Below are 25,660 nucleotides of genomic sequence, written 5' to 3'. Positions count from 1 at the left end.
ACCAGAATTACGCGTCGAACGGGTCGCGCAGAATCATGGTTTCAGTACGATCCGGACCGGTAGAGATGATATCGATCGGCACACCGGTCAGCTCTTCAATACGTTTGATGTAGTTCAGCGCCGCCTGCGGCAGACCGCTACGATCTTTAACGCCGAAGGTGGATTCAGACCAGCCCGGCATGGTTTCGTAAATCGGCTCTACACCTTTCCAGTCGTCAGCTGCCAGCGGAGTGGTAGTCACTTCACGACCATCCGGCATACGGTAAGCCACGCAGAGTTTAACCTCTTTCAGGCCATCCAGAACGTCCAGTTTAGTCAGGCAGAAGCCAGACAGGGAGTTCAACTGTACCGCACGACGAACGGCAACGGTGTCCAACCAGCCGGTACGACGACGACGACCCGTAGTTGCGCCGAATTCGTTACCCTGCTTGCAGAGGAACTCGCCAGTTTCATCAAACAGTTCAGTCGGGAATGGACCTGCACCCACACGAGTGGAGTAAGCTTTGAGAATACCCAGAACGTAATCAACATAACGCGGGCCCAGGCCGGAACCGGTCGCCACGCCACCAGCAGTGGTGTTGGAAGAAGTTACGTACGGATAAGTACCGTGGTCGATATCCAGCAGCGTACCCTGCGCACCTTCGAACATGACGAAATCGCCACGCTGACGCGCCTGGTCGAGCAGGTCAGAAACGTCAACCACCATAGAAGTCAGGATGTCGGCAACAGCCATCGTATCATCCAGAACTTTCTGGTAATCAACCGCTTCAGCTTTGTAGTAGTTAACCAACTGGAAGTTGTGATATTCCATCACTTCTTTCAGTTTTTCAGCGAAGGTTTCTTTGTCGAAAAGGTCGCCAACACGCAGACCGCGACGTGCCACTTTATCTTCATAAGCAGGCCCGATACCACGACCGGTGGTGCCGATCGCTTTCGCGCCACGCGCTTTCTCACGCGCGTTATCCAGCGCAACGTGATAATCAAGGATCAGCGGACATGCTTCAGACAGCAGCAGACGCTCACGAACGGGGATGCCACGGTCTTCCAGTTCTTTCATCTCTTTCATCAGCGCGGCCGGAGACAGCACAACACCGTTACCGATGATGCTGGTTACATTCTCGCGGAGAATACCTGATGGAATAAGATGGAGAACGGTTTTTTCACCGTTGATTACGAGAGTATGGCCTGCGTTGTGACCGCCCTGGTAGCGTACAACATATTTAGCCCGTTCAGTCAGAAGATCGACGATCTTACCTTTACCTTCGTCACCCCATTGGGTGCCCAGTACGACGACGTTGTTACCCATTTTTCAAAATCACCGTTTGCTTAAAAATGGATTCTACCATCGCTTTTTCAGAGTTACAGCACTTTTTGCACTCAAAAATGACCTCGATCAGTCTGTTTTTTGTTCAGCCAATCGTTTTCCTCAACATGTAGTAGACCACAACGCCCGCAACCACAAGTCCACCGCCAAAACGACGTAAAATATTATCGGGCAAATTGGTCATCGCAGAGATCATCTTCTTCCATGCCTTCGGGTAAAGCATCGGCCCTAAACCTTCCAGTACCAAAACCAGGGCAAGCGCCAGCCAGATTGTCGAATTCATTCATTATCCTTATAGAAAAAGAAAACCACCGACATCCCAGAGGATGCGGTGGCTTTATTGACCTGTACCGCAGTCGTTATATTAACGCGTTGCGGAAGTCGGCGTCTTCATGTAGCGGAAGAAATCGCTATCCGGGCTCATGACCATCACGTCCTGATTGCCAGAGAAGCTGTTCTCATAAGCACGCAGGCTACGGATGAATGCGTAGAAGTCCGGATCTTTACTGAATGCATCAGCAAACAGTTTGGCTGCTTCGGCATCGCCTTCACCACGCATGATACGGCCCTGACGCTCAGCTTCTGCCAGCGTTCTGGTCACTTCATAGTCGGCAGTCGCGCGCAGTTTTTCCGCTTCTTCCTGACCTTGTGAACGGTGACGACGCGCTACCGCTTCACGCTCGGCGCGCATACGGTTGTAGATCGCTTCAGACACTTCGGTCGGCAGGTTGATCTGCTTGATACGCACATCGACAACTTCAATACCCAGCGCCGCCATACTGTTCGGGTTGATGACCGGAACTTTGCCCTTCGTCTCAGCCGTTACGCGCTCTGCCGCTTCGGCAATGGCGTTATCTGCCGCCGGGGTAGTAACTTCATCTTCTGTACCCGCAGAACCGGAGTTCAGCGCGTCACGTACTTCGAGGGTCAGACGACCACGGGAATCAGTGACGATATCTTTCACGTCCAGGCGACCAATTTCAGAACGCAGACGGTCAGAGAACTTACGTTTCAACAGCACTTCCGCTTGCGAAATGTCGCCACCACCCGTTGCCAGGTAGTAACGGCTGAAATCGCTGATGCGCCATTTGATGTAAGAGTCGACGATCAGGTCTTTCTTCTCTTTGGTCACAAAGCGGTCGGCCTGGTTGTCCATGGTCTGAATACGTGCGTCGAGCATTTTCACCGTTTCAATGAACGGTATCTTGAAATGCAGACCCGGCTCATAAACCAGAGGTTTGTTGTCATCGTCACGCAGTACCTTACCAAAACGCAGCGTAATACCGCGCTCACCTTCTTTGACGACAAAGACAGACATGTAAAGCACTACCAGCACGATGATGATAATCGCGATAACTGACTTACGCATCGTTATTCCCCCTGACGCTGGTAGTCGTTACGCTGCGCATTGGCGCGGCGTTGGTCCATAATATCGCCCTGACTGGTGGACGACGTGTTGCTTGCTCCACTGGTTGTGGAGGAAGAGGCTGGCGGCAGACGCAGCAGATTGCTGGCACCGTTATCGCTCTTCGCCGCAGGGGCGTTACCACCTTTCAGCATCTGGTCTAACGGCAGAACCATCAGGTTGCCACCTTTGTCGTTAACCAGCACTTTGCGGGTGTTGCCCAACACTTTTTCCATCGTCTCGATATACAGACGCTCGCGAGTAATTTCCGGCGCGGCTTTATATTCCGGCAGAAGTTTAGCAAAGCGCGCCACTTCACCCTGAGCTTCCAGGATGGTCTGGGCCTTGTACGCACGCGCCTCTTCGAGGATACGTTGCGCCTGACCGTTCGCACGCGGCTGAACTTCGTTGGTATACGCTTCTGCTTCACGAATGTATTGCTGTTCGTTTTCACGCGCGGCAATCGCATCGTCAAACGCCGCTTTTACTTCTTCCGGCGGACGAGCTGCCTGGAAGTTGACGTCCAGCAGCGTGATACCCATGTCATACGGGCGGATAGTTTCTTCCAGTTCGCGCTGAGTATCGCTACGAATCACGGTACGACCTTCCGTCAGAATGCGGTCCATGGTGTATTTACCGATAACTCCACGCAGGGCGCTGTCGGTAGCCTGACGCAGGCTGTCATCCGGGCTGGTCACGCTATACAGATATTTTTCCGGATTGGTGACGCGATACTGCACGTTCATCTCAACGCGCACTACGTTCTCGTCCGACGTCAGCATCACACCAGAAGCGGCCAGTTCACGCACGGCTTCCACGTTCACCGGTTTGACTTCGTCGATAAACGTCGGTTTCCAGTTCAGACCCGGCTCAACCAGATGGCTGAATTTACCAAAGCGTGTTACCACGCCGCGTTCGGCTTCTTTAATGGTATAGAAACCACTGGCCGCCCAGATAATGACAATCGCTGCCGCTGCGATGGTAACGACACGACCGCCAAGCTGCGGGCGCGGGCCTTGCGATGAACTGCCACCGCCAGATCCGGTGCCTTTACCGCCGCCCAGACCACCGAGCTTTTTGCTCAGTTTGCGGAAGATATCATCTAAATCAGGTGGCCCTTGATCGCGACCGCCTTTGTTTCCATTTCCCTCAGAGTTGCCGCCAGGTTTGCTGCTTCCCCACGGGTCGCGGTCTTGTCCGTTATTACCGGGCTGATTCCACGCCATGTTTGTGCTCCATATTTGTTATGCGGTGATCCCTGTTGTCTTTCGACGCCAGAGGATATGACTCCACGCTTCAGACGCTACGCCGTTAGATCAGGTAATCGATCAACGCCGGTTCTTGTTTACAGAGGCGACGCCAGTCAACGATCGGCATACGAACTTGCAGACTTACGCTGCCGTCCTCCTCCATCCACTCTTTTTCTATTGCCTGAAGCTGATAAAAACGACTTCTCAGACGCCCTTCCTGCGGTGGCAGACGCAATGTATGCTGCGCCACCTCGCCGGAAAGCCGCTCCGTCAAAGCCTGAAAAAGCTGTGGTATCCCCGCTCCGGTCTGTGCGGAAAGCCAGACACGGATCGGTTTGTTCTCTTCGTCCCGATCAATACGCGGTTCGAAATCTTCCAGCATATCGATCTTGTTCATCACCAGCAGGGTTGGGATCTCGTGAGCGTCGATCTCTTCAAGAACCGTATTCACCGCTTCGATGTTTTCTTGTACACGCACATCCGCCGCATCAATGACGTGCAGCAGTAATGTGGCTTGCCGCGTCTCTTGTAACGTGGCTTTAAATGCTGCCACCAGATCGTGCGGCAGGTGGCGAATAAACCCTACGGTATCTGCAAGTACGGTTTCACCGACATCTGCAACGTCAATACGCCGCAACGTCGGGTCGAGGGTGGCAAACAACTGGTCTGCCGCGTAGACCCGCGCTTCGGTGATGCGATTGAAAAGGGTAGATTTACCGGCGTTGGTATATCCCACCAGCGAAACAGTAGGAACGTCGGCTTTGATACGCGATTGCCGCCCCTGCTCACGCTGCTTTTCAACTCTTTCCAGGCGCGACTGTATCTGCACGATGCGATTACGCAACAAACGACGGTCGGTTTCGAGCTGGGTTTCACCCGGACCACGCAAACCAATCCCGCCTTTCTGTCTTTCAAGATGGGTCCAGCCACGCACCAGGCGTGTAGCCAGATGGCGCAGCTGCGCCAGCTCAACCTGCAACTTACCCTCATGGGTACGCGCACGTTGGGCGAAAATATCTAAAATAAGGCCGGTGCGGTCGATAACACGACACTCGCACAAACGCTCCAGGTTACGCTCTTGCGCCGGGCTCAGGGCATGGTCAAAAAGTACGACCGAAGCACCCGTCGCTTTGACAGCTTCCGCAATTTCAACTGCTTTACCTTCACCTACAAAATACTTTGGGTGCGGCGCTTTACGGCTACCGGTAATCACCTGCAATGCTTCGACACCGGCGGAAGAGACCAGAGATTCAAACTCCTGGAGGTCTTCCATATCTTTGTCTTGCGTAAAATAGATGTGTACCAGTACCGCCTGCTCACCAGCATCATAACGGTCAAACAAGCGTATAACCCTCTAAATAGATCAGCGGGGAACGCAGGATCGCTGGCTCCCCGTGTAAAAAAAACAGCCCGAAACCTTATTCGGTTTCTTCGCTGTCCTGTTGCGCGGAAGTATTCTGCGCGCTGCTACCATGATGGTAGTTACTGCTGGTACCGCCACCGGCGTTGTTACTGTGATGAGAAACCGGGCGAGACGGGACAACAGTAGAAATCGCGTGCTTGTAAACCATCTGGCTGACCGTGTTTTTCAACAGGATCACGAACTGATCAAAAGACTCGATTTGCCCTTGCAGCTTAATACCATTCACCAAATAAATAGAAACTGGAACACGTTCCCGACGCAGTGCGTTCAGGAACGGATCTTGTAAAGATTGCCCCTTAGCCATTCTCTCTTTTCCTTATATGCTTATTTGTACTTTGAACCTTTCGATTCTGAAAAAATTGCGCACGATACGTCTCAATTGTACACATTCAGCCTGCGATAGCACCAACAACCTGTAATACTTCGTCACGCGCCTGTTCTGGTTTTTCACTATCAAGCCAGTGAACCCCTTCCCAACCACGCAGCCAGGTTATCTGCCGCTTCGCCAACTGTCTCGTGGCGCAAACACCTCGATAAACCATTTCATCGTATGAGATTTCGCCTTCAAGGTAAGACCACATCTGGCGATAACCCACGCAACGAATGGAAGGCAAGTCCGTATGCAAATCTCCTCGGGCAAAAAGCGCCCGGACTTCTGCTTCAAAACCTGAAGCCAACATCTGATGAAAACGCTGCTCAATTCGTTGATGGAGCAGTTCACGGCTCGCCGGGGCGATGGCGAACTGATGCACCTGATACGGTAGAGCGTCTCCTGACGTTTGCGTCAGTTCCGTTAAAGTTTTACCCGAAATGAAAAAAACTTCCAGTGCCCGGGAAAGCCTTTGTGGATCATTTGGATGAATCCTTGCTGCCGCAACCGGATCGATCTCCTGAAGTTGACGATGCAATGACTCCCAACCTTGCTCTGCCGCCTGTTGCTCAATTCTGGCCCGTACTTCCGGGTCTGCCGACGGTAGCGGCGACAACCCTTCCAGCAATGCCTTGAAATACAACATCGTACCGCCCACTAACAGTGGGATCCGCCCCGCCGCGGTGATATCGGCCATTTCCGCCAGCGCATCGCGGCGAAAATCAGCAGCCGAGTAAGCCTGCGACGGATCGCGAATATCCAGCAATCGGTGCGGCGCGGCGAGTAACTCTTCAGCGTTCGGCTTCGCCGTCCCGATATCCATCCCTTTGTAAATAAGGGCAGAATCAACGCTTATCAACTCTACTGGTAAAATTTTACGCAGTTCAATGGCTAACGCCGTTTTACCGGAGGCCGTCGGCCCCATCAAAAAAATCGCCTTAGGCAGGCTCGCCTTACTGATATCACTCATCTTTCAGGGCTTTTATCGCCGGATGTAAATCAACAGATTGTAACAGACCACCCGGCGGCGTTTTCACAAGTTGCGGACATAACCGTTCCACGTCCGCCAGCAGGGTTATGGCCTGTGCCATTGACCACTGCGCATGTTCGCTCATCAGATTTCGTGCAATCCACTGCGCAATATTGCCAGGTTCGAATACGGACTGCTTCGCCAGGTAGCCTATCAGTTCAGGAATCAAGATTTGTAAATTTTGTTGGCGTAAGGGTAAAGGCACGGCCCTGATGGTCACATGCTGCGCATCGGACTGAAATTCAATACCCAATTCCGCCAGGGCAGACTGCGCTTTTTCTAATGCCGATTTTTCTTCGCCAGAAACTTTTAGCCGCAACGGAATCAGCAACGGCTGGGCGCAAACGGGCGCTTCACCCGGCGTCAATTGTGCCTGACGCAGCCAACGTTCTGCCACTGGCAAGGCTAAAAGTGAAATGTTGCCGTCGCGCTCCAGCAACGCACAGTCGGAATGGACGATAGTCAGTACCCGACCAAAACTCTGACTGTTCGCCGCAAGTGCAGGTTCCTGCGGTTCCGGCGCTTTTGGTTTTTGCATCGGCGCGGGCGTTTGCAAAAGCTGGCGATACACTTCACCTTGCTGTTTCTGGTAACCTGGCTGCGCATTCGGCCAGGGGGCAGCCGGACGACTGCCTGAGGCGGGCGCAGGAGAGTAGCGCGGAGCTACCGGCTCACGAGCTGCCGGTTCTGCAAAGTGATTGCGCCCCGCCGCCACGCGGTTTTCCGGAATGGGACGCGGTGCAGGTTGGGGTTCATCGTCCAGCGGTAGCGGCGTTTCCAGTTGCTGTTGTAGCACGCTCAGCACGCCCTGATAGATAAAATCATGCACCAGACGCGACTGATGGAAACGCACTTCGTGTTTGGCGGGGTGTACGTTGACGTCCACCTGATGCGGGTCGATCTCCAGATACAACACAAACGCCGGTTGTTGATCGGCCCCCAGTTTGTCTTCGCAGGCCTGGCGGATCGCGTGATTGATCAGGCGATCGCGCATCATGCGACCATTCACGTAGCAATACTGAATTTCCGCCAGTGCGGGCGTGGTGTGATTTGGATCGGCCACCCAGCCGCGCAGGGTGAGATCGCCGTGTTGCCATTCAATCGCCAGCGCTTGTTCGAGAAAAGCGGTGCCACAAATCGCGCCTAAGCGCCGTTCTTTTTGCCCGCCTTCCGGCACTGCGCGGTACTGACGCACAATTTTACCGTTATGCGACAGGTTGATCGTGACGTCGAAACGCGCCAGCGCAATGCGGCGGATGATTTCATCGATATGGTTAAATTCGGTTTTCTCGGTGCGCAGGAATTTGCGCCGCGCCGGGGTGTTGTAGAACAGATCCAGCACCTCCAGCGTCGTTCCCACCGGATGCGCCGCCGGTTTAACCGTCACGTCCATATCGCGCCCTTCGGCATAGGCCTGCCAGGCTTCCTGCTGTTCTGCGGTGCGTGAAGTGAGCGTCAGGCGGGAAACCGAACTGATACTCGCCAGCGCCTCACCGCGAAAGCCCAGGCTGATAATGGCTTCGAGATCGTCCAGAGAGGCGATTTTACTGGTGGCATGACGAGCCAGCGCCAGCGCCAGCTCATCTTTTTTGATACCGCAGCCGTTATCACGAATGCGGATAAGTTTCGCCCCACCGCGTTCGATATCAATATCGATACGCGTCGCACCTGCATCGAGGCTGTTTTCCACCAGTTCTTTGACTACCGACGCAGGTCGCTCGACCACCTCACCTGCGGCAATCTGGTTCGCCAGTTGTGGCGGTAAGACCTGAATTGGCATCAATCGTCCTTAGTTTGGCAGCGAACGATCTGGCGTCGTCACCGTACTGGCAGTTTGTGCCGTTGCCCCCTGCGGCGCAGATTGCATCGGATGCGCAAGGAAATAATTGCGCAGGCCTTTATAAATGGCTTCTGCCAGCTGTTGTTGGTAATCGTCGCTCGCCAGCAAACGTTCTTCGCTGTTGTTGCTGATAAAACCGGTTTCGACCAGTACTGATGGGATATCCGGCGAACGCAGAACGCCAAGGCTGGCATGTTCTGGTCGACGTTTATGAATTTCGCCAATGCGTTGCAACTGACTGATCATACTGGTCGCTACATCATACCCTACCCGCTGGGAATGACCGAACTGTAAATCCAGCACCGCCTGGCTTAAATAGGGGTCAGACTGACTGTTCGCCAGCACATCGCCCGCGCCGCCCAGCAGCTCCGACTGTTTCTCATGCTGTTCCAGCCAGCTTGCCATCTCGCTGTTTGCACGACGGTTTGAGAGCACCCATACGGAAGCGCCAGTCGCACTGCGGTTCGGTGCGGCATCAGCGTGAATCGACACGAGGAAATTGGCGTTTTGCTTACGTGCCACATCGCTGCGCCCCATCACCGAGATAAAGTAATCCCCGTCACGGGTTAAAACGCCTTTAAACATCGGATCGTCATTGAGCAAGGTACGTAATTTACGCGCGATGGCGATGGTGACATTTTTCTCCCGCGTACCACCGGGGCCGATAGCGCCAGGGTCCTGACCGCCGTGTCCGGCATCAATAGCGATGATAATTTTATCGCCAGTGTTAGCCGTCGCGCGGGCTGCCGGACGCGTTACCGTATTACTGCTGATAACACCCGTAGTGCGGTTACTTTCCGTTTTAAACGGATTGCGCGCCGGTTCGCTGACGCGCGGTGCGACAACCGCAGGCGTTTCAACGCGTTTCGCAACCACGGGCGGCGGAGGAGGCGGTGGCGGCGCATCGGCGTTAATCGTAAAGACGACAGTGTAATTGCTGCCATTCTGCCGCTTCACCGCTTCGGTTTTACCATTTTCGGTAAGATCGACCACCAGCCGTAGCGTTTGTGCATCTTTAGGCGTTCCAGAGCGAATCGCCTTCACCAGATTATTGCCGCTGAACAACAATGGCAGTCCCTGAATCACGCCCGTTTGTTTGATATCGAGCGCCACGGTGCGTTTGCTTTGATGGCTAAACGCATAATCAGGATCGCCAATAAAACTCAACGTTATCCGCGCCTGTTGGTTGCCGTTAGAAACCTGAATATCAGAGAGCGTCGCGGCACCCACCTGCGCGCACAGCAGCAGCAACGTCGCTACCAACCAATTTCTGATGCGATACATCATCCCGCCACCTTTCAAAGGTTAACCGGCTAAACGCGCCAGCAACAATTCACCCGCAGAGGAAACCGCACTCACGCGCGCCTCACGGCCTTGTGCCTGATAATCAATGTGTATTTCGACATCCGGGTCAGGAAGAACACCTGTACCTTGTTGTGGCCACTCCACCAGGCAGATGGCATCGTTGGCAAAATAATCGCGGATCCCCATAAACTCCAGCTCCTCGGGATCGGCAAGGCGGTACAAATCAAAGTGATAAACCATTAAGTTGTCGAGCGTATAGGGTTCGACCAGCGTATAAGTGGGGCTTTTGACATTACCCTGATGGCCCAAAGCCTGTAAAAAGCCCCGGCTAAAGGTGGTTTTACCTGCGCCTAAATCGCCATACAGATAGATTACGGTTGCGCCATCGCAGGCTTTCGCTACCCGCTCGCCCAGGTCTAATGTTGCCTGCTCATCAGGGAGCGGAATTACTCGATTCATCATGGTTTTTATCAGTCACTTCCGGGTTAACAATACGCTGTAGCGTGGAAAAGAGATCGGTTGCCAGCATCCCGCGCGTTCCAAAACGCGCCGCCAGTACGTCAGCTGCCTCACCGTGCGCGACACAGCCCGCACAGGCGGCATCATACGGCGATAGTTTTTGCCCAAGCAATGCGCCAATAATACCAGAGAGCACATCGCCCATGCCGCCGCTCGCCATGCCTGCATTTCCGGCATCAATAATGCCTAAAGCGTCAGGATGGGCGGCGACCACGGTTCCGGCACCTTTCAGCACCGCTACGCCGCCATAACGTTGTACCAGACGTTGGGCGCAATGTAAGCGGTCACTTTCAATTTCAGCGACGGAACAGCCTAACAACCGTGCGGCCTCGCCAGGATGCGGCGTGATCACGCGATTGTGACGCTTATCGGGATTGATTGCCAGCAGGTTCAATGCATCGGCATCCCACAACATCGGTTTGCGAAAATTCTCAACTTTTTGCAGGGCTTTTTTCCCCCACTCTTGCTGGCCCAGACCGGGACCAATCACCACCACATCGGCCCATTCCAGGCTTTCGGTAAGAGAGTCCATAGTCAGTTCATGCACCATCAATTCTGGTCGTGCAGTCAGCAGCGGCGCAATGTTTTCACTGCGGGTCAGAACTCGGACTAAACCAGCACCAGCACGCAGCGCCGCTTCCCCCGTCATACGAATAGCCCCCGCCGTGCCGTGATCGCCACCGATAATCACCAGCCGCCCGTGATCGCCTTTATGCGAAGTCGGGCGACGCGGTTTCAGCCAGTGAGAAAGTTGTTCTGCCGAAAACCGCTGAATTTTCGTCTCCTGACCTGCCAGCCAGCTATCCAGCCCCAGTGAGTCAAAATGCAGTTGTCCTGTAACATCCCGCGCTTTTCCAGTGAGCAAGCCTGGTTTCAGCGCAATAAAAGTGATGGTGTGATCGGCGTTGATCACTGCGCCTGGCGTAGCGCCGGTTTCAGCCAGCAGGCCGGAAGGGATATCAACCGCCACAATCGGCGCAGAATGGGAATTAGCGTGGTCGATTAACTGGCTAATGGATTCGCGGGGCGCTTGCTGCAAGCCGGTACCGAGCAGCGCATCAACGATCAGATCTACCGATTCGGGCCAGACAATATTCGAAGCATGGATCTCGCCACCCGCGTTTAACCATGCTTCGCGTGCCAGCGCGGCCTCTTCCGGCAACGGTTTGTCGCTATCCTGGGCCAACAACGTGACCTCAATGCCGAGCGCTTTGGCCAGTCGCGCGACCACGTAGCCATCGCCGCCGTTATTACCATGACCGCACAGCACCAGCCAGTGGCGGGCGTCAGGATACGCCGAACGACACACCTGGAATGCGGCCTCGCCAGCGCGAAGCATCAGCTCATAGAGTGTGAGCCCCAGCACATCTGCCGCCTCGCGTTCTCCGCGGCGGATATCGTCGGCGTACCAGACGGTGTGTGGTATACTTACGGGGTTTTTCTTCATTGTATGGTCCGTCATGTCAGAGCCCCTCGATCTCAATCAGTTAGCGCAAAAAATTAAACAGTGGGGGCTGGAACTGGGCTTTCAGCAGGTAGGTATTACCGATACCGATCTCAGCGAGTCCGAGCCCAAACTGCAAGCATGGCTGGACAAACAATACCACGGCGAAATGGACTGGATGGCACGTCACGGTATGTTGCGCGCCCGCCCTCACGAATTATTGCCCGGTACGCTGCGCGTGATCAGCGTGCGGATGAATTACCTTCCTGCTAACGCCGCATTTGCCAGCACGCTGAAAAACCCCAAACTCGGCTATGTTAGCCGTTATGCGCTGGGCCGTGACTATCACAAACTTCTGCGCAACCGACTCAAAAAGCTGGGCGAGATGATTCAGCAACATTGTGTTTCGCTGAATTTTAGACCGTTTGTCGATTCTGCGCCTATTCTCGAGCGCCCGTTAGCTGAAAAAGCTGGGCTCGGCTGGACAGGTAAGCACTCACTTATCCTCAATCGCGAGGCCGGTTCGTTCTTCTTTTTAGGCGAATTGCTGGTCGATATTCCTCTGCCCGTGGATCAACCAGTCGAGGAAGGATGTGGTAAATGCGTGGCCTGTATGACGATTTGCCCGACCGGTGCCATCGTCGAGCCATATACCGTCGATGCTCGCCGCTGTATCTCTTATCTCACCATCGAACTGGAAGGGGCGATCCCGGAAGAGTTGCGACCGTTAATGGGAAACCGTATTTACGGTTGCGATGACTGCCAGCTTATCTGCCCGTGGAATCGCTATTCACAACTCACTACAGAAGACGATTTCAGCCCGCGTAAGCCGCTACACGCACCGGAACTCATTGAGTTATTCGCCTGGAGCGAAGAGAAGTTTTTAAAAGTCACGGAAGGTTCGGCGATTCGCCGTATAGGTCACCTGCGTTGGCTGCGTAATATTGCTGTAGCCTTAGGCAATGCGCCCTGGGATGAAACGATTCTGGCGGCGCTGGAAAGTCGTAAAGGTGAGCACCCACTTCTTGATGAGCACATAGCGTGGGCGATTGCGCAGCAAATCGAGAGACGAAATGCGTGCATAGTCGAAGTGCAATTGCCGAAAAAACAGCGTCTGGTTCGGGTGATTGAAAAAGGGTTACCGCGTGACGCCTGATTCATCCACAGCTTGTGAATAAAAATAAAAACGCATTGCAATTCAAGACGAATAAAATCGTCAAGTGATCGACTCGACAAAACGAGATCTTAATTTTTAACTTATCTATCAAAAGGTTAAAAAAATACTATTCACCGTGCGAAGTTTCTTTGAAATTAAGATTACGGCCTGAGGCTGTGGATAACTCTGTTTACAAGAGTTTGTCAGAGACAACAAAAACCAGCAATAACGCATCGCGTCGCTGTGGATATTTTATTGAGAGAAGAATTTGGAGCGGGAAACGAGACTCGAACTCGCGACCCCGACCTTGGCAAGGTCGTGCTCTACCAACTGAGCTATTCCCGCTTGGGTGGTCTGTGCTTTGCAGCACTTTCAAATTTTGGAGCGGGAAACGAGACTCGAACTCGCGACCCCGACCTTGGCAAGGTCGTGCTCTACCAACTGAGCTATTCCCGCTTGGGTGGTCTGTGCTTTGCAGCACTTTTCAAATTTTGGAGCGGGAAACGAGACTCGAACTCGCGACCCCGACCTTGGCAAGGTCGTGCTCTACCAACTGAGCTATTCCCGCGTACTACTTAATTTTGCTTTCGTAATTTTCGCATTTCTGCGTCGTTACGGGAGGCGCATTATACGAGAAATCTTTCCCTCTGCAACCCCCCTAAAAAATTTTTTTTGAGTTTTTATCTCAAGTGCTGAAATTATCAGCAAGGCGTTCAATTTAGCGTCAAAATCACGCCGCCGCAAGTGGATTCCGACGCTTACGTGACCAGGAAAAATTTTACAGCTTGATAAAATGCTCGCGGTAGTAAGCCAGCTCCGCCACCGATTCACGGATATCATCCATCGCCTGATGCGTCCCCTGCTTGGTAAAACCATCCAGAATTTCCGGCTTCCAGCGGCGCGCCAGCTCTTTCAGGGTGCTGACATCGAGATAACGGTAGTGGAAGTAGGCTTCCAGCTCCGGCATGTATTTAAACAGGAAGCGACGGTCCTGACCGATGCTGTTACCGCAAATCGGCGATTTACCCGCAGGCACCCACTGTTTTAAAAATTCGAGCGTTGCCAGTTCAGCTTCACGATCGCCCATCGTGCTCGCTTTCACGCGCTCCACCAGCCCGCTGGCGGTATGGGTGCGCACGTTCCAGTCATCCATCAGCGCCAGCTGTTCATCGGACTGATGTACTGCAATGGTCGGCCCTTCTGCCAGAATATTCAGGTTGGCATCGGTCACCAGCGTGGCAATCTCAATAATGCGATCGCGCTCGGGATCCAGACCGGTCATCTCAAGATCGATCCAAATCAGGTTGTTTTCATTGGCACTCATGCTATTTTCCACCCATTCACAGTGACTATATTGATCCACAATTGCGTGTATCATAGATGTTTTGCCCATCAGGGGCGACCAGGAGTCTGTACGATTGAGTAAAAATAAACTCTCCAAAGGCCAGCAGCGCCGCGTGAACGCCAATCACCAGCGTCGTCTTAAAACGTCTAAGGAGAAGCCCGACTACGACGACAATCTGTTTGGCGAGCCTGATGAAGGTATCGTCATCAGCCGCTTTGGTATGCACGCTGATGTGGAATCCGCCGATGGCGACGTTCACCGCTGCAATATTCGCCGTACCATCCGTTCGCTGGTGACCGGCGACCGCGTAGTCTGGCGTCCGGGTAAACCGGCGGCGGAAGGCGTAAATGTCAAAGGGATCGTGGAAGCGGTGCATGAGCGCACCTCAGTGTTGACGCGTCCGGATTTCTACGACGGCGTGAAACCTATTGCCGCCAACATCGACCAGATTGTCATTGTCTCCGCCATTTTGCCGGAGCTGTCGCTCAATATTATCGACCGTTATCTGGTGGCCTGCGAAACCTTGCAGATTGAGCCGATTATTGTGCTCAACAAGATAGACCTGCTGGACGACGAAGGTATGGAGTTCGTCAACGAGCAGATGGATATCTACCGCAATATCGGTTATCGCGTATTGATGGTTTCCAGCCATACTCAGGATGGGCTAAAACCGCTGGAAGGGGCGTTGACCGGGCGCATCAGCATTTTTGCCGGGCAGTCTGGCGTTGGTAAATCCAGCCTGCTGAACGCGTTGCTGGGGCTGCAAAAAGAGATCCTGACCAACGATGTCTCTGACAACTCGGGGCTCGGTCAGCACACCACGACCGCCGCTCGGCTGTATCACTTCCCGCACGGCGGTGATGTGATTGATTCCCCTGGTGTGCGTGAGTTCGGCCTCTGGCACCTGGATCCGGAACAAATCACTCAGGGTTTTGTCGAATTCCATGACTACTTAGGTCTGTGTAAATATCGCGATTGCAAACACGATACCGATCCGGGCTGCGCTATCCGGGAAGCGGTTGAGGAAGGAAAAATCGCGGAAACCCGTTTCGAAAACTATCACCGTATTCTGGAAAGCATGGCGCAGGTAAAAACGCGTAAAAACTTTTCTGATACGGATGACTGACAATTAAGCTAACCGTCGTTAGAATCGTCCCCTTTTTTTCAGGATCCGGCATGTAGGCCGGATCAGGAACGACAAAACAATGGCCTGGAGGCTACTTTGTTAAATTCATTTAAACTTTCGCTACAGTACATTCTGCCGAAACTATGGCTTACTCGCCTGGCGGGTTGGGGCGCAAGCAAGCGGGCAGGATGGCTGACAAAACTGGTTATCGATCTGTTCGTTAAATACTACAAGGTCGACATGAAAGAGGCGCAAAAGCCGGACACCGCCAGCTACCGCACCTTTAACGAATTCTTTGTCCGTCCGCTGCGTGACGAAGTACGCCCAATCGATACCGATCCGAATGTCCTGGTTATGCCTGCCGATGGCGTTATCAGCCAGTTGGGTAAAATCGAAGAAGATAAAATCCTGCAAGCCAAAGGCCACAACTATAGCCTCGAAGCCCTGCTGGCAGGTAACTACCTGATGGCGGACCTGTTCCGCAACGGTACGTTTGTGACCACTTACCTCTCCCCGCGTGACTACCACCGCGTACACATGCCGTGCAACGGTATTCTTCGTGAGATGATCTACGTGCCGGGCGATCTCTTCTCCGTTAACCATCTCACGGCTCAGAACGTGCCGAATCTGTTTGCCCGTAACGAACGCGTGATCTGCCTGTTCGATACCGAATTTGGCCCAATGGCGCAGATTCTGGTCGGGGCGACGATTGTAGGCAGCATTGAGACTGTCTGGGCGGGCACCATTACGCCGCCGCGCGAAGGCATCATCAAGCGCTGGACCTGGCCTGCCGGGGAAAACGACGGTTCTGTGGCACTGCTGAAAGGCCAGGAAATGGGTCGCTTTAAACTCGGTTCCACCGTTATCAACCTGTTTGCACCGGGTAAAGTGAATCTGGTTGAGCAACTGGAAAACCTGTCTGTCACGAAAATTGGCCAGCCGCTGGCAGTATCTACCGAAACCTTTGTTACGCCAGACGCTGAACCCGCCCCGCTTCCTGCTGAAGAGATCGAAGCAGAACACGACGCCAGCCCATTGGTTGACGATAAAAAAGACCAGGTCTAATCCATCAAAGGAAACACTGACGTGCGCCTGATTATCACTTTTCTGATGGCCTGGTGCCTCAGTTGGGGGGCGTACGCCGCGACGGCCCCCGATAGCAAACAAATCACCCAGGAACTGGAGCAGGCAAAAGCGGCGAAACCCGCGCAGCCGGAAGTCGTAGAGGCGCTCCAGTCTGCCTTAAATGCGCTTGAGGAACGAAAAGGTTCCCTTGAGCGCATCAAGCAATATCAAGAAGTTATTGATAATTATCCGAAACTCTCCGCGACTCTTCGCGCGCAGTTAAACAACATGCGTGACGAGCCGCGCAGCGTGTCGCCGGGGATGTCTACCGACGCGCTGAATCAGGAAATTCTCCAGGTCAGCAGTCAGTTGCTGGATAAAAGCCGTCAGGCCCAGCAAGAGCAGGAGCGCGCCCGCGAGATTGCCGATTCGCTGAATCAACTGCCGCAACAGCAAACCGACGCCCGCCGTCAGTTAAACGAGATCGAGCGCCGCCTGGGAACGCTTACCGGCAATACTCCGCTCAATCAGGCACAAAATTTCGCGTTGCAGTCTGACTCCGCACGTCTTAAGGCGCTCGTTGATGAACTGGAGCTGGCGCAGCTGTCTGCCAATAACCGCCAGGAATTAGCGCGCTTGCGCTCAGAGCTGGCGGAAAAAGAGAGCCAGCAACTGGATGCGTATTTGCAGGCCTTGCGTAATCAATTGAACAGCCAACGCCAGCTTGAGGCAGAGCGGGCGCTGGAAAGTACCGAATTACTAGCAGAAAACAGTGCCGATTTGCCGAAAGATATCGTCGCGCAATTCAAAATTAACCGCGAACTATCGGCGGCTTTGAATCAACAGGCGCAGCGGATGGATCTCGTTGCCTCGCAACAGCGTCAGGCTGCCAGCCAGACGTTACAGGTCCGGCAGGCGTTGAATACGCTGCGTGAACAGTCGCAATGGCTGGGATCGTCCAATCTGCTCGGTGAAGCGTTGCGGGCGCAGGTGGCACGGCTGCCGGAAATGCCGAAACCACAACAGCTTGATACCGAAATGGCGCAGTTGCGTGTGCAACGGTTACGTTATGAGGATCTGCTTAATAAACAGCCGCTGCTACGGCAAATTCATCAGGCCGACGGTCAGCCGCTGACTGCCGAGCAAAACCGTATTCTCGAAGCACAGCTACGCACTCAGCGTGAGTTGCTGAACTCATTGTTGCAGGGTGGCGACACACTACTGCTGGAACTGACCAAGCTGAAAGTCTCTAACGGGCAACTGGAGGACGCGCTGAAAGAGGTGAACGAAGCGACGCACCGCTATCTGTTCTGGACCTCTGACGTGCGCCCGATGACCATCGCCTGGCCGCTGGAAATCGCCCAGGATCTGCGTCGTCTCATTTCGCTGGACACCTTCAGTCAGTTGGGCAAAGCCAGTGTGATGATGCTGACCAGCAAAGAGACGATTTTGCCGCTGTTTGGCGCGTTGATTCTGGTCGGTTGCAGTATTTACTCGCGCCGCTATTTCACCCGTTTTCTTGAACGTTCGGCGGCGAAAGTCGGTAAAGTGACTCAGGATCACTTCTGGCTGACGTTACGCACTCTTTTCTGGTCGATTCTCGTCGCGTCACCGCTGCCGGTGCTGTGGATGACGCTGGGTTACGGCTTGCGCGAGGCGTGGCCTTATCCGCTGGCGGTCGCGATTGGTGATGGCGTCACAGCCACCGTGCCGCTGCTGTGGGTAGTGATGATTTGCGCTACCTTTGCCCGCCCGAACGGCTTGTTTATCGCTCATTTTGGTTGGCCGCGCGAACGTGTTTCCCGTGGGATGCGCTACTACCTGATGAGCATCGGGCTTATTGTGCCACTGATTATGGCGCTGATGATGTTCGATAACCTCGACGACCGCGAATTTTCCGGTTCGCTGGGACGGCTTTGCTTTATCCTCATTTGCGGTGCGCTGGCGGTGGTCACCCTCAGCCTGAAAAAGGCCGGGATACCGCTGTATCTCAACAAAGAGGGCAGCGGCGACAACATTACCAACCATATGCTGTGGAACATGATGATTGGCGCGCCACTGGTTGCCATTCTGGCGTCGGCGGTGGGTTATCTGGCAACGGCGCAGGCACTGTTAGCGAGGCTTGAAACCTCGGTTGCCATCTGGTTCCTGCTACTGGTGGTTTATCACGTTATCCGCCGCTGGATGCTGATCCAGCGCCGCAGGCTGGCGTTTGACCGGGCGAAGCATCGCCGGGCAGAGATGTTAGCGCAACGCGCGCGTGGCGAAGAGGAAGCGCATCATCACAGTAGCCCGGAAGGGGCAATTGAAGTCGATGAAAGCGAAGTCGATCTCGATGCCATTAGTGCGCAATCCTTGCGGCTGGTGCGCTCAATTTTGATGTTGATCGCCCTGCTTTCGGTCATTGTGCTGTGGTCAGAAATCCATTCCGCTTTCGGCTTCCTCGAAAATATTTCGCTGTGGGATGTCACCTCCACGGTACAGGGCGTAGAAAGTCTGGAGCCAATTACCCTCGGTGCGGTGCTGATTGCCATTCTGGTGTTTATCATCACCACGCAACTGGTGCGCAACCTGCCCGCGCTGCTGGAACTGGCGATTTTGCAGCACCTGGATTTAACGCCGGGTACGGGTTACGCCATCACCACCATCACCAAATATCTGCTGATGCTGATTGGCGGGCTGGTCGGCTTCTCAATGATTGGTATTGAGTGGTCGAAATTGCAGTGGCTGGTTGCCGCGCTCGGTGTTGGTCTCGGTTTTGGTTTGCAGGAAATTTTCGCCAACTTTATCTCTGGCCTGATCATCCTGTTCGAAAAACCGATTCGCATTGGCGATACGGTAACGATCCGCGATCTTACTGGTAGCGTGACAAAAATTAACACCCGCGCCACCACCATCAGCGACTGGGACCGTAAAGAGATAATCGTGCCGAACAAGGCGTTTATTACCGAGCAGTTTATCAACTGGTCGCTCTCTGACTCGGTCACGCGCGTGGTATTGACGATTCCGGCCCCTGCCGATGCCAACAGTGAAGAAGTGACGGAAATCCTGCTCACCGCAGCGCGTCGCTGCTCGCTGGTGATCGACAACCCGGCACCGGAAGTCTTCCTGGTGGATCTGCAACAGGGGATTCAGATTTTCGAGCTGCGTATTTACGCCGCTGAGATGGGTCACCGTATGCCGCTACGCCATGAGATCCACCAGCTGATTCTGGCTGGCTTCCATGCCCACGGTATCGATATGCCATTCCCGCCCTTCCAGATGCGTCTGGAAAGCCTCAACGGTAAACAAACGGGGAGAACGCTGACGTCTGCGGGCAAAGGTCGTCAGGCGGGAAGTTTGTAATGCATGAAGCTGCCAAATGATGTCAACGTGGCTCATTTAGCAGCTTAACATCATCTTCAGTTATCACCGGCCCTGGAGAGTATCATCCATACGCATTACTTCCTGACAACTCATCGCCGGAGAGACGATGAGTTGCAGGATTTCATATGATCAGTCGAGAGCTAACTCAGGTTTATTCGCCATGCGACTGCAATAGTTCTGGTAAATCGCCATCGCTAACAGCGAGAAGAAGACAGGGCCGCCAATCATCCACAATGTGCTGTCCCAGTCTCCGGCTTCAACCACAGGCTGAATAATGGTGAAGACGTTCGCAAATGTCACCACCAGAACGACAACCACCGTCGCAATCATTGCCGACATACGCGTTTTGAAAATCACAAATGGTCTGTCGAGATCCTGACGTGCTTTAAAGAATGGGAAAGCCAGCGCGAGGAACAGGTAAGGAAGCGTCATAGACACGTTCGCCATCAGCGTCAGCTTGTTAAAGAACGCCGATGCGGTACCGCCACCAAACGAAACCAGCAGGATGAAGACAGTAACCAACCCGCACTGCATCCACATGGCGATAGACGGCATCCCCATCTCATTCAGGCGCGTCATCGGTTCCGGCCACAACGCTTTCGGCGTCCCCTGGATGATGGCTTTCAGCGGTGAATAGCAAAGCGTAAAGAACGCACCGGTATAAGCGAGGAACATCGAAAGTCCGGTAATACGCGCAAACCATACTCCCAGCGACAATGACGCTTCAGGTGACAAATGCAGTGCGTTACCCAGCGTCACCCCGAGGCTCTTCATCAGCACATAGGTAATATTGCCAAGGTTAACGGAACCATTACTTAATACCTGCTGCCAGTTTGTGCTGACGCCCCATAAAAATATTGCCAGCGAATAACCGATTGAAATAACAATAGCGGCAAAAACAATACCTTTGGCAAAGTTCTTTTCTGGATTTTCCGTTTTATCGACCAGACCACCAACCGCTTCAATTCCGCCATAGGCAAAAATAGCAAATACCACAAACGATAGCATTGCCAGACCGGACTGATAACCCGGGTTCGGTGATGCAAGGAAATTAATATCCTGCGCGAAATGCCCACCATTTAATAACAAAATAGTAATGCTTACTAACAGCAATACTAAATTCAGACACATTACTGCAATACCGCCCACCGCAGTAATGCGGGCAATTTTATTAATCCCCTTAGAAGCAACGACGGTGACCAGAATCATCCATGCCACTGCCAGCAGACCAACCACCTGCGTAGGCTCCAGTCCGGCAATACGCCAGTGCTGGGTCATGTCGCTACCATAGAGGAATGTTGAGAACGGTACCCAAACTTTCGCGGAGGTACTCACCATCCAGATGATATAAGAGGAAAACCACATAAACGTACCAATGAAGGCAAAACGTGGTCCGACACTATTATTCATCCAGGAATAGATACCACCTTCTTCTTTGCGATAAGCAGCTCCCATTTCAGCCATCATTAAGGCGAATGGAATAAAGAATAACAATGCAGAAAATATATAAAAGGGAATCGCACTATAACCCATTAAGTAATAAGCCGATGGGCTATTGGCAAATCCAAATACGGAAGTAAAGATCATCAATATGAGTCCTATCAGACTCATCTTTTTTATCGTGTGAGGCATGAAACCATCCTTCATTTCAGCGCGTGTATAAAACGCGCCCACTGAACTGCACTGCCCAACATTGAGCGGGCAGCGTAAAAACCAATACAGAATTGATACCTGGATGATATCAAATATCCAGTCTTAAATTGTGGCCTTTAGCGGAAAAATGAAAACATATGCTACAGAATGGCGCTTATCACGCCATTCTTCGCTGTTAATTCAGTAATTTTTCAGAATTATGCCCGGTCAACGCTAAAGGCGATGACTTCAGCCAGTGTCTCCGCACCCAGCGCCAACATCACCAGACGATCAACGCCTAATGCCACGCCGGAACAGTCAGGCATACCGACTTTCAAGGCTTCAATCAGATTCTGGTCAATGGGGTGCTGCGGCAAACCGCGCGCCGCGCGCTTACGGTTATCTTGTTCAAAGCGTTGTTGCTGCTCACGGGCATCCGTCAATTCATGGAAACCATTCGCCAGCTCAATACCTTTATAATAAACCTCAAAGCGTTCAGCGACCCGATGATCTTCGGTACTGATTTGCGCCAGTGATGCCTGGCTGGCTGGAAAGTGGTACACAAAGGTCGGTTTTTCTTTACCAATATTTGGCTCTACGCCAAAGGTAAACAGCAATTGTAGCAACGTGTCGCGGTCTTCTTCGGTATCAGCAACATTGCTCAAATCCAGTTTCGCTGCCACTTCCCGCAGTTGCGTTTTGTCGGCAGAGAGTGGGTCAATTTCCAGATAACGCAAGAAAGCTTGTTGATAAGAAAGGCTTTCTGCTGCCGGGCAGTCCAGCACCTGTTGTAAGAGATCGTCCACCTCGTTCATCAACCGGTACATATCATAGTGCGGTCGATACCACTCAAGCATAGTGAACTCAGGGTTGTGATAACGCCCCATCTCTTCATTACGGAAGCTGCGGCACAGCTGGAATACCGGCCCACAACCAGCAACCAGCAGGCGTTTCATATGGTATTCAGGGCTGGTCATTAACCAGAGATTCATCCCCTGCGAATGCCCGGGGCCAACGAAACGTGTCTCAAACGGGACCAAATGAATATCGGTTACCGTCGCCTGGCTCATACAAGGCGTCTCCACCTCCAGCACTCCACGATCGGCAAAGAAACGACGGATCTCCGCCATAATCGCCGCGCGTTTTAATAAGTTAGGAATGGATGCGCTCGGCTGCCAGGATGCCGTTTCGCTCATAGTTAAATCTCCAGTTTTTGACAAGGGCACGAAGTCTACTCGCAACGCGACGGCGAGACAAATTTTACGCAGGAATCAAACAACGGTGGGCAGTGACTAAAAAAAGCACGATCTGATGGTTTAGTAATTAAATTAATCATCTTCAGTGATAATTTAGCCCTCTTGCGCACTAAAAAAATCGATCTCGTCAAATTTCAGACTTATCCATCAGACTATACTGTTGTACCTATAAAGGAGCAGTGGAATAGCGTTCGCAGACCGTAACTTTCAGGCACTTACCCTGAAGTACGGGGCTGTGGGATAAAAACAATCTGGAGGAATGTCGTGCAAACCTTTCAAGCCGATCTTGCCATTGTAGGCGCCGGTGGCGCGGGATTACGTGCTGCAATTGCTGCCGCGCAGGCAAATCCAAATGCAAAAATCGCACTAATCTCAAAAGTATACCCGATGCGTAGCCATACCGTTGCTGCAGAAGGGGGCTCCGCCGCTGTCGCGCAGGATCATGACAGCTTCGAATATCACTTTCACGATACAGTAGCGGGTGGCGACTGGTTGTGTGAGCAGGATGTCGTGGATTATTTCGTCCACCACTGCCCAACCGAAATGACCCAACTGGAACTGTGGGGGTGCCCATGGAGCCGTCGCCCGGATGGTAGCGTCAACGTACGTCGCTTCGGCGGCATGAAAATCGAGCGTACCTGGTTCGCCGCCGATAAGACCGGCTTCCATATGCTGCACACGCTGTTCCAGACCTCTCTGCAATTCCCGCAGATCCAGCGTTTTGACGAACATTTCGTGCTGGATATTCTGGTTGATGATGGTCATGTTCGCGGCCTGGTAGCAATGAACATGATGGAAGGCACGCTGGTGCAGATCCGTGCTAACGCGGTCGTTATGGCTACTGGCGGTGCGGGTCGCGTTTATCGTTACAACACCAACGGTGGCATCGTTACCGGTGACGGTATGGGTATGGCGCTAAGCCACGGCGTTCCGCTGCGTGACATGGAATTCGTTCAGTATCACCCAACCGGTCTGCCAGGTTCCGGTATCCTGATGACCGAAGGTTGCCGTGGCGAAGGCGGTATTCTGGTCAACAAAAATGGCTACCGTTATCTGCAAGATTACGGCATGGGCCCGGAAACTCCGCTGGGCGAGCCGAAAAACAAATATATGGAACTGGGTCCACGCGACAAAGTTTCTCAGGCCTTCTGGCACGAATGGCGTAAAGGCAACACCATCTCCACGCCGCGTGGCGATGTGGTTTATCTCGACTTGCGTCACCTCGGCGAGAAAAAACTGCATGAACGTCTGCCGTTCATCTGCGAACTGGCGAAAGCGTACGTTGGCGTCGATCCGGTTAAAGAACCAATTCCGGTACGTCCGACCGCACACTACACCATGGGCGGTATCGAAACCGATCAGAACTGTGAAACCCGCATTAAAGGTCTGTTCGCCGTGGGTGAATGTTCCTCTGTTGGTCTGCACGGTGCAAACCGTCTGGGTTCTAACTCCCTGGCGGAACTGGTGGTCTTCGGCCGTCTGGCCGGTGAACAAGCGACAGAGCGTGCAGCAACTGCCGGTAATGGCAACGAAGCGGCAATTGAAGCACAGGCAGCTGGCGTTGAACAACGTCTGAAAGATCTGGTTAACCAGGATGGCGGCGAAAACTGGGCGAAGATCCGCGACGAAATGGGCCTGGCTATGGAAGAAGGCTGCGGTATCTACCGTACGCCGGAACTGATGCAGAAAACCATCGACAAGCTGGCAGAGCTGCAGGAACGCTTCAAGCGCGTGCGCATCACCGACACTTCCAGCGTGTTCAACACCGACCTGCTCTACACCATTGAACTGGGCCACGGTCTGAACGTTGCTGAATGTATGGCGCACTCCGCAATGGCACGTAAAGAGTCCCGCGGCGCACACCAGCGTCTGGACGAAGGTTGCACCGAGCGTGACGACGTCAACTTCCTCAAACACACCCTCGCCTTCCGCGATGCTGATGGCACGACTCGCCTGGAGTACAGCGACGTGAAGATTACTACGCTGCCGCCAGCTAAACGCGTTTACGGTGGCGAAGCGGATGCAGCCGATAAGGCGGAAGCAGCCAATAAGAAGGAGAAGGCGAATGGCTGAGATGAAAAACCTGAAAATTGAGGTGGTGCGCTATAACCCGGAAGTCGATACCGCACCGCATAGCGCATTCTATGAAGTGCCTTATGACGCAACTACCTCATTACTGGATGCGCTGGGCTACATCAAAGACAACCTGGCACCGGACCTGAGCTACCGCTGGTCCTGCCGTATGGCGATTTGTGGTTCCTGCGGCATGATGGTTAACAACGTGCCAAAACTGGCATGTAAAACCTTCCTGCGTGATTACACCGACGGTATGAAGGTTGAAGCGCTAGCTAACTTCCCGATTGAACGCGATCTGGTGGTCGATATGACCCACTTCATCGAAAGTCTGGAAGCGATCAAACCGTACATCATCGGCAACTCCCGCACCGCGGATCAGGGTACTAACATCCAGACCCCGGCGCAGATGGCCAAGTATCACCAGTTCTCCGGTTGCATCAACTGTGGTCTGTGCTACGCCGCGTGCCCGCAGTTTGGCCTGAACCCAGAGTTCATCGGTCCGGCTGCCATTACGCTGGCGCATCGTTATAACGAAGATAGCCGCGACCACGGTAAGAAGGAGCGTATGGCGCAGTTGAACAGCCAGAACGGCGTATGGAGCTGTACTTTCGTGGGCTACTGCTCCGAAGTCTGCCCGAAACACGTCGATCCGGCTGCGGCCATTCAGCAGGGCAAAGTAGAAAGTTCGAAAGACTTTCTTATCGCGACCCTGAAACCACGCTAAGGAG

General features: G+C 53.3%; 21 protein-coding genes and 3 tRNA genes. 6 read left to right on the top strand and 18 right to left on the bottom strand.

Annotated elements, in window-relative coordinates:
* Positions 1-7 precede the first annotated feature (7 nt).
* From purA to nnr, 11 genes are all read right to left on the bottom strand, one after another.
* Complete coding sequence (gene purA / locus HUZ68_RS01885; protein ID WP_000527955.1) at positions 8-1,306, bottom strand: adenylosuccinate synthase; 1,299 nt, start codon at positions 1,304-1,306, stop codon at positions 8-10.
* 103 nt (positions 1,307-1,409) lie between these two features.
* Positions 1,410-1,607, bottom strand: coding sequence for a DUF2065 domain-containing protein (locus HUZ68_RS01880; RefSeq protein WP_001089295.1), 198 nt, complete (start codon positions 1,605-1,607; stop codon positions 1,410-1,412).
* 81 nt (positions 1,608-1,688) lie between these two features.
* On the bottom strand, positions 1,689-2,693 hold the full coding sequence (gene hflC / locus HUZ68_RS01875; RefSeq protein ID WP_001232412.1) for a protease modulator HflC: 1,005 nt from the start codon (positions 2,691-2,693) through the stop codon (positions 1,689-1,691).
* Between the two features lie 2 nt (positions 2,694-2,695).
* Positions 2,696-3,955 carry an FtsH protease activity modulator HflK gene (gene hflK, locus HUZ68_RS01870; RefSeq protein WP_000312488.1) on the bottom strand — a complete coding sequence of 420 codons (1,260 nt, stop codon included), beginning with the start codon at positions 3,953-3,955 and terminating at the stop codon, positions 2,696-2,698.
* 85 nt (positions 3,956-4,040) lie between these two features.
* Entirely contained in the window at positions 4,041-5,321 is a 1,281-nt protein-coding gene (gene hflX / locus HUZ68_RS01865) for a ribosome rescue GTPase HflX (protein WP_000460360.1), read from the bottom strand.
* A gap of 76 nt (positions 5,322-5,397) precedes the next feature.
* Complete coding sequence (gene hfq, locus HUZ68_RS01860) at positions 5,398-5,706, bottom strand: RNA chaperone Hfq (protein ID WP_001051883.1); 309 nt, start codon at positions 5,704-5,706, stop codon at positions 5,398-5,400.
* Between the two features lie 85 nt (positions 5,707-5,791).
* Positions 5,792-6,742, bottom strand: coding sequence for a tRNA (adenosine(37)-N6)-dimethylallyltransferase MiaA (gene miaA, locus HUZ68_RS01855; protein ID WP_001280339.1), 951 nt, complete (start codon positions 6,740-6,742; stop codon positions 5,792-5,794).
* Positions 6,735-8,582, bottom strand: a complete 1,848-nt coding sequence (gene mutL, locus HUZ68_RS01850; RefSeq protein WP_033815218.1) for a DNA mismatch repair endonuclease MutL — start codon at positions 8,580-8,582, stop codon at positions 6,735-6,737. Before mutL ends, miaA begins: the two co-directional genes overlap by 8 nt.
* 9 nt (positions 8,583-8,591) lie before the next feature.
* Entirely contained in the window at positions 8,592-9,929 is a 1,338-nt protein-coding gene (amiB, locus tag HUZ68_RS01845; protein WP_033815219.1) for an N-acetylmuramoyl-L-alanine amidase AmiB, read from the bottom strand.
* An 18-nt stretch (positions 9,930-9,947) separates the two neighbouring features.
* On the bottom strand, positions 9,948-10,409 hold the full coding sequence (tsaE, locus tag HUZ68_RS01840; RefSeq protein WP_000981977.1) for a tRNA (adenosine(37)-N6)-threonylcarbamoyltransferase complex ATPase subunit type 1 TsaE: 462 nt from the start codon (positions 10,407-10,409) through the stop codon (positions 9,948-9,950).
* Complete coding sequence (gene nnr, locus HUZ68_RS01835; protein WP_077786713.1) at positions 10,381-11,928, bottom strand: bifunctional ADP-dependent NAD(P)H-hydrate dehydratase/NAD(P)H-hydrate epimerase; 1,548 nt, start codon at positions 11,926-11,928, stop codon at positions 10,381-10,383. The genes tsaE and nnr overlap by 29 nt, the downstream gene beginning before the upstream one ends.
* On the opposite strand from nnr, the gene queG reads away from it, so the two are divergent.
* Entirely contained in the window at positions 11,927-13,066 is a 1,140-nt protein-coding gene (gene queG, locus HUZ68_RS01830) for a tRNA epoxyqueuosine(34) reductase QueG (RefSeq protein WP_001294211.1), read from the top strand. The two genes, nnr and queG, sit on opposite strands and share 2 nt — an antisense overlap.
* Here the strand turns inward: queG and HUZ68_RS01825 are convergent.
* The 5 genes from HUZ68_RS01825 to orn form a co-directional block, all read right to left on the bottom strand.
* The gene (locus tag HUZ68_RS01825) at positions 13,049-13,102 is read right to left on the bottom strand and encodes a hypothetical protein (RefSeq protein WP_010723271.1); all 54 of its coding nucleotides are present in this window, start codon (positions 13,100-13,102) and stop codon (positions 13,049-13,051) included. The genes queG and HUZ68_RS01825 overlap by 18 nt on opposite strands.
* A 233-nt stretch (positions 13,103-13,335) precedes the next feature.
* Positions 13,336-13,411: transfer RNA gene (locus tag HUZ68_RS01820), tRNA-Gly, on the bottom strand.
* Between the two features lie 35 nt (positions 13,412-13,446).
* Positions 13,447-13,522 (bottom strand) — tRNA-Gly (locus tag HUZ68_RS01815).
* A 36-nt stretch (positions 13,523-13,558) separates the two neighbouring features.
* Positions 13,559-13,634 (bottom strand) — tRNA-Gly (locus tag HUZ68_RS01810).
* A gap of 210 nt (positions 13,635-13,844) precedes the next feature.
* Entirely contained in the window at positions 13,845-14,390 is a 546-nt protein-coding gene (gene orn / locus HUZ68_RS01805; RefSeq protein WP_001295188.1) for an oligoribonuclease, read from the bottom strand.
* Positions 14,391-14,484: 94 nt separating this feature from the next.
* On the opposite strand from orn, the gene rsgA reads away from it, so the two are divergent.
* From rsgA to mscM, 3 genes are all read left to right on the top strand, one after another.
* The gene (gene rsgA / locus HUZ68_RS01800) at positions 14,485-15,537 is read left to right on the top strand and encodes a small ribosomal subunit biogenesis GTPase RsgA (RefSeq protein ID WP_239594016.1); all 1,053 of its coding nucleotides are present in this window, start codon (positions 14,485-14,487) and stop codon (positions 15,535-15,537) included.
* 96 nt (positions 15,538-15,633) lie between these two features.
* Positions 15,634-16,602: an archaetidylserine decarboxylase gene (gene asd / locus HUZ68_RS01795; RefSeq protein ID WP_033815120.1), complete on the top strand. Its 969-nt coding sequence runs from the start codon at positions 15,634-15,636 to the stop codon at positions 16,600-16,602.
* A gap of 21 nt (positions 16,603-16,623) precedes the next feature.
* Complete coding sequence (gene mscM / locus HUZ68_RS01790) at positions 16,624-19,947, top strand: miniconductance mechanosensitive channel MscM (protein WP_001236835.1); 3,324 nt, start codon at positions 16,624-16,626, stop codon at positions 19,945-19,947.
* 150 nt (positions 19,948-20,097) lie between these two features.
* Here the strand turns inward: mscM and yjeM are convergent, their stop codons facing one another.
* Positions 20,098-21,600, bottom strand: coding sequence for a glutamate/gamma-aminobutyrate family transporter YjeM (yjeM, locus tag HUZ68_RS01785; protein WP_033815121.1), 1,503 nt, complete (start codon positions 21,598-21,600; stop codon positions 20,098-20,100).
* 218 nt (positions 21,601-21,818) lie between these two features.
* The gene (epmA, locus tag HUZ68_RS01780) at positions 21,819-22,796 is read right to left on the bottom strand and encodes an elongation factor P--(R)-beta-lysine ligase (protein ID WP_000004771.1); all 978 of its coding nucleotides are present in this window, start codon (positions 22,794-22,796) and stop codon (positions 21,819-21,821) included.
* 324 nt (positions 22,797-23,120) lie between these two features.
* On the opposite strand from epmA, the gene frdA reads away from it, so the two are divergent.
* Both frdA and frdB read left to right on the top strand, forming a co-directional pair.
* A complete protein-coding gene (gene frdA / locus HUZ68_RS01775; RefSeq protein WP_001192973.1) occupies positions 23,121-24,929 on the top strand; it encodes a fumarate reductase (quinol) flavoprotein subunit in 1,809 nt (602 codons plus the stop codon).
* Positions 24,922-25,656, top strand: a complete 735-nt coding sequence (gene frdB, locus HUZ68_RS01770) for a fumarate reductase iron-sulfur protein (protein WP_000829498.1) — start codon at positions 24,922-24,924, stop codon at positions 25,654-25,656. The genes frdA and frdB overlap by 8 nt, the downstream gene beginning before the upstream one ends.
* Positions 25,657-25,660 lie beyond the last annotated feature (4 nt).

Origin of the sequence: Shigella dysenteriae, assembly GCF_022354085.1 — a bacterium.
GTDB lineage: Bacteria > Pseudomonadota > Gammaproteobacteria > Enterobacterales > Enterobacteriaceae > Escherichia > Escherichia coli.
Note: the sequence above shows the minus strand (reverse complement) of the source record. Positions and strands in the feature narration are given on the sequence as shown.

Bases quoted from the DNA above. Each gene is read 5' to 3' on its own strand.
- amiB (WP_033815219.1), bottom strand. From the start codon at position 9,929: ATGATGTATCGCATCAGAAATTGGTTGGTAGCGACGTTGCTGCTGCTG.
- nnr (WP_077786713.1), bottom strand. From the start codon at position 11,928: ATGACGGACCATACAATGAAGAAAAACCCCGTAAGTATACCACACACC.
- mutL (WP_033815218.1), bottom strand. From the start codon at position 8,582: ATGCCAATTCAGGTCTTACCGCCACAACTGGCGAACCAGATTGCCGCA.
- queG (WP_001294211.1), top strand. From the start codon at position 11,927: ATGTCAGAGCCCCTCGATCTCAATCAGTTAGCGCAAAAAATTAAACAG.
- miaA (WP_001280339.1), bottom strand. From the start codon at position 6,742: ATGAGTGATATCAGTAAGGCGAGCCTGCCTAAGGCGATTTTTTTGATG.
- orn (WP_001295188.1), bottom strand. From the start codon at position 14,390: ATGAGTGCCAATGAAAACAACCTGATTTGGATCGATCTTGAGATGACC.
- purA (WP_000527955.1), bottom strand. From the start codon at position 1,306: ATGGGTAACAACGTCGTCGTACTGGGCACCCAATGGGGTGACGAAGGT.
- HUZ68_RS01880 (WP_001089295.1), bottom strand. From the start codon at position 1,607: ATGAATTCGACAATCTGGCTGGCGCTTGCCCTGGTTTTGGTACTGGAA.
- frdB (WP_000829498.1), top strand. From the start codon at position 24,922: ATGGCTGAGATGAAAAACCTGAAAATTGAGGTGGTGCGCTATAACCCG.
- yjeM (WP_033815121.1), bottom strand. From the start codon at position 21,600: ATGCCTCACACGATAAAAAAGATGAGTCTGATAGGACTCATATTGATG.
- hfq (WP_001051883.1), bottom strand. From the start codon at position 5,706: ATGGCTAAGGGGCAATCTTTACAAGATCCGTTCCTGAACGCACTGCGT.
- hflC (WP_001232412.1), bottom strand. From the start codon at position 2,693: ATGCGTAAGTCAGTTATCGCGATTATCATCATCGTGCTGGTAGTGCTT.
- hflK (WP_000312488.1), bottom strand. From the start codon at position 3,955: ATGGCGTGGAATCAGCCCGGTAATAACGGACAAGACCGCGACCCGTGG.
- epmA (WP_000004771.1), bottom strand. From the start codon at position 22,796: ATGAGCGAAACGGCATCCTGGCAGCCGAGCGCATCCATTCCTAACTTA.
- tsaE (WP_000981977.1), bottom strand. From the start codon at position 10,409: ATGATGAATCGAGTAATTCCGCTCCCTGATGAGCAGGCAACATTAGAC.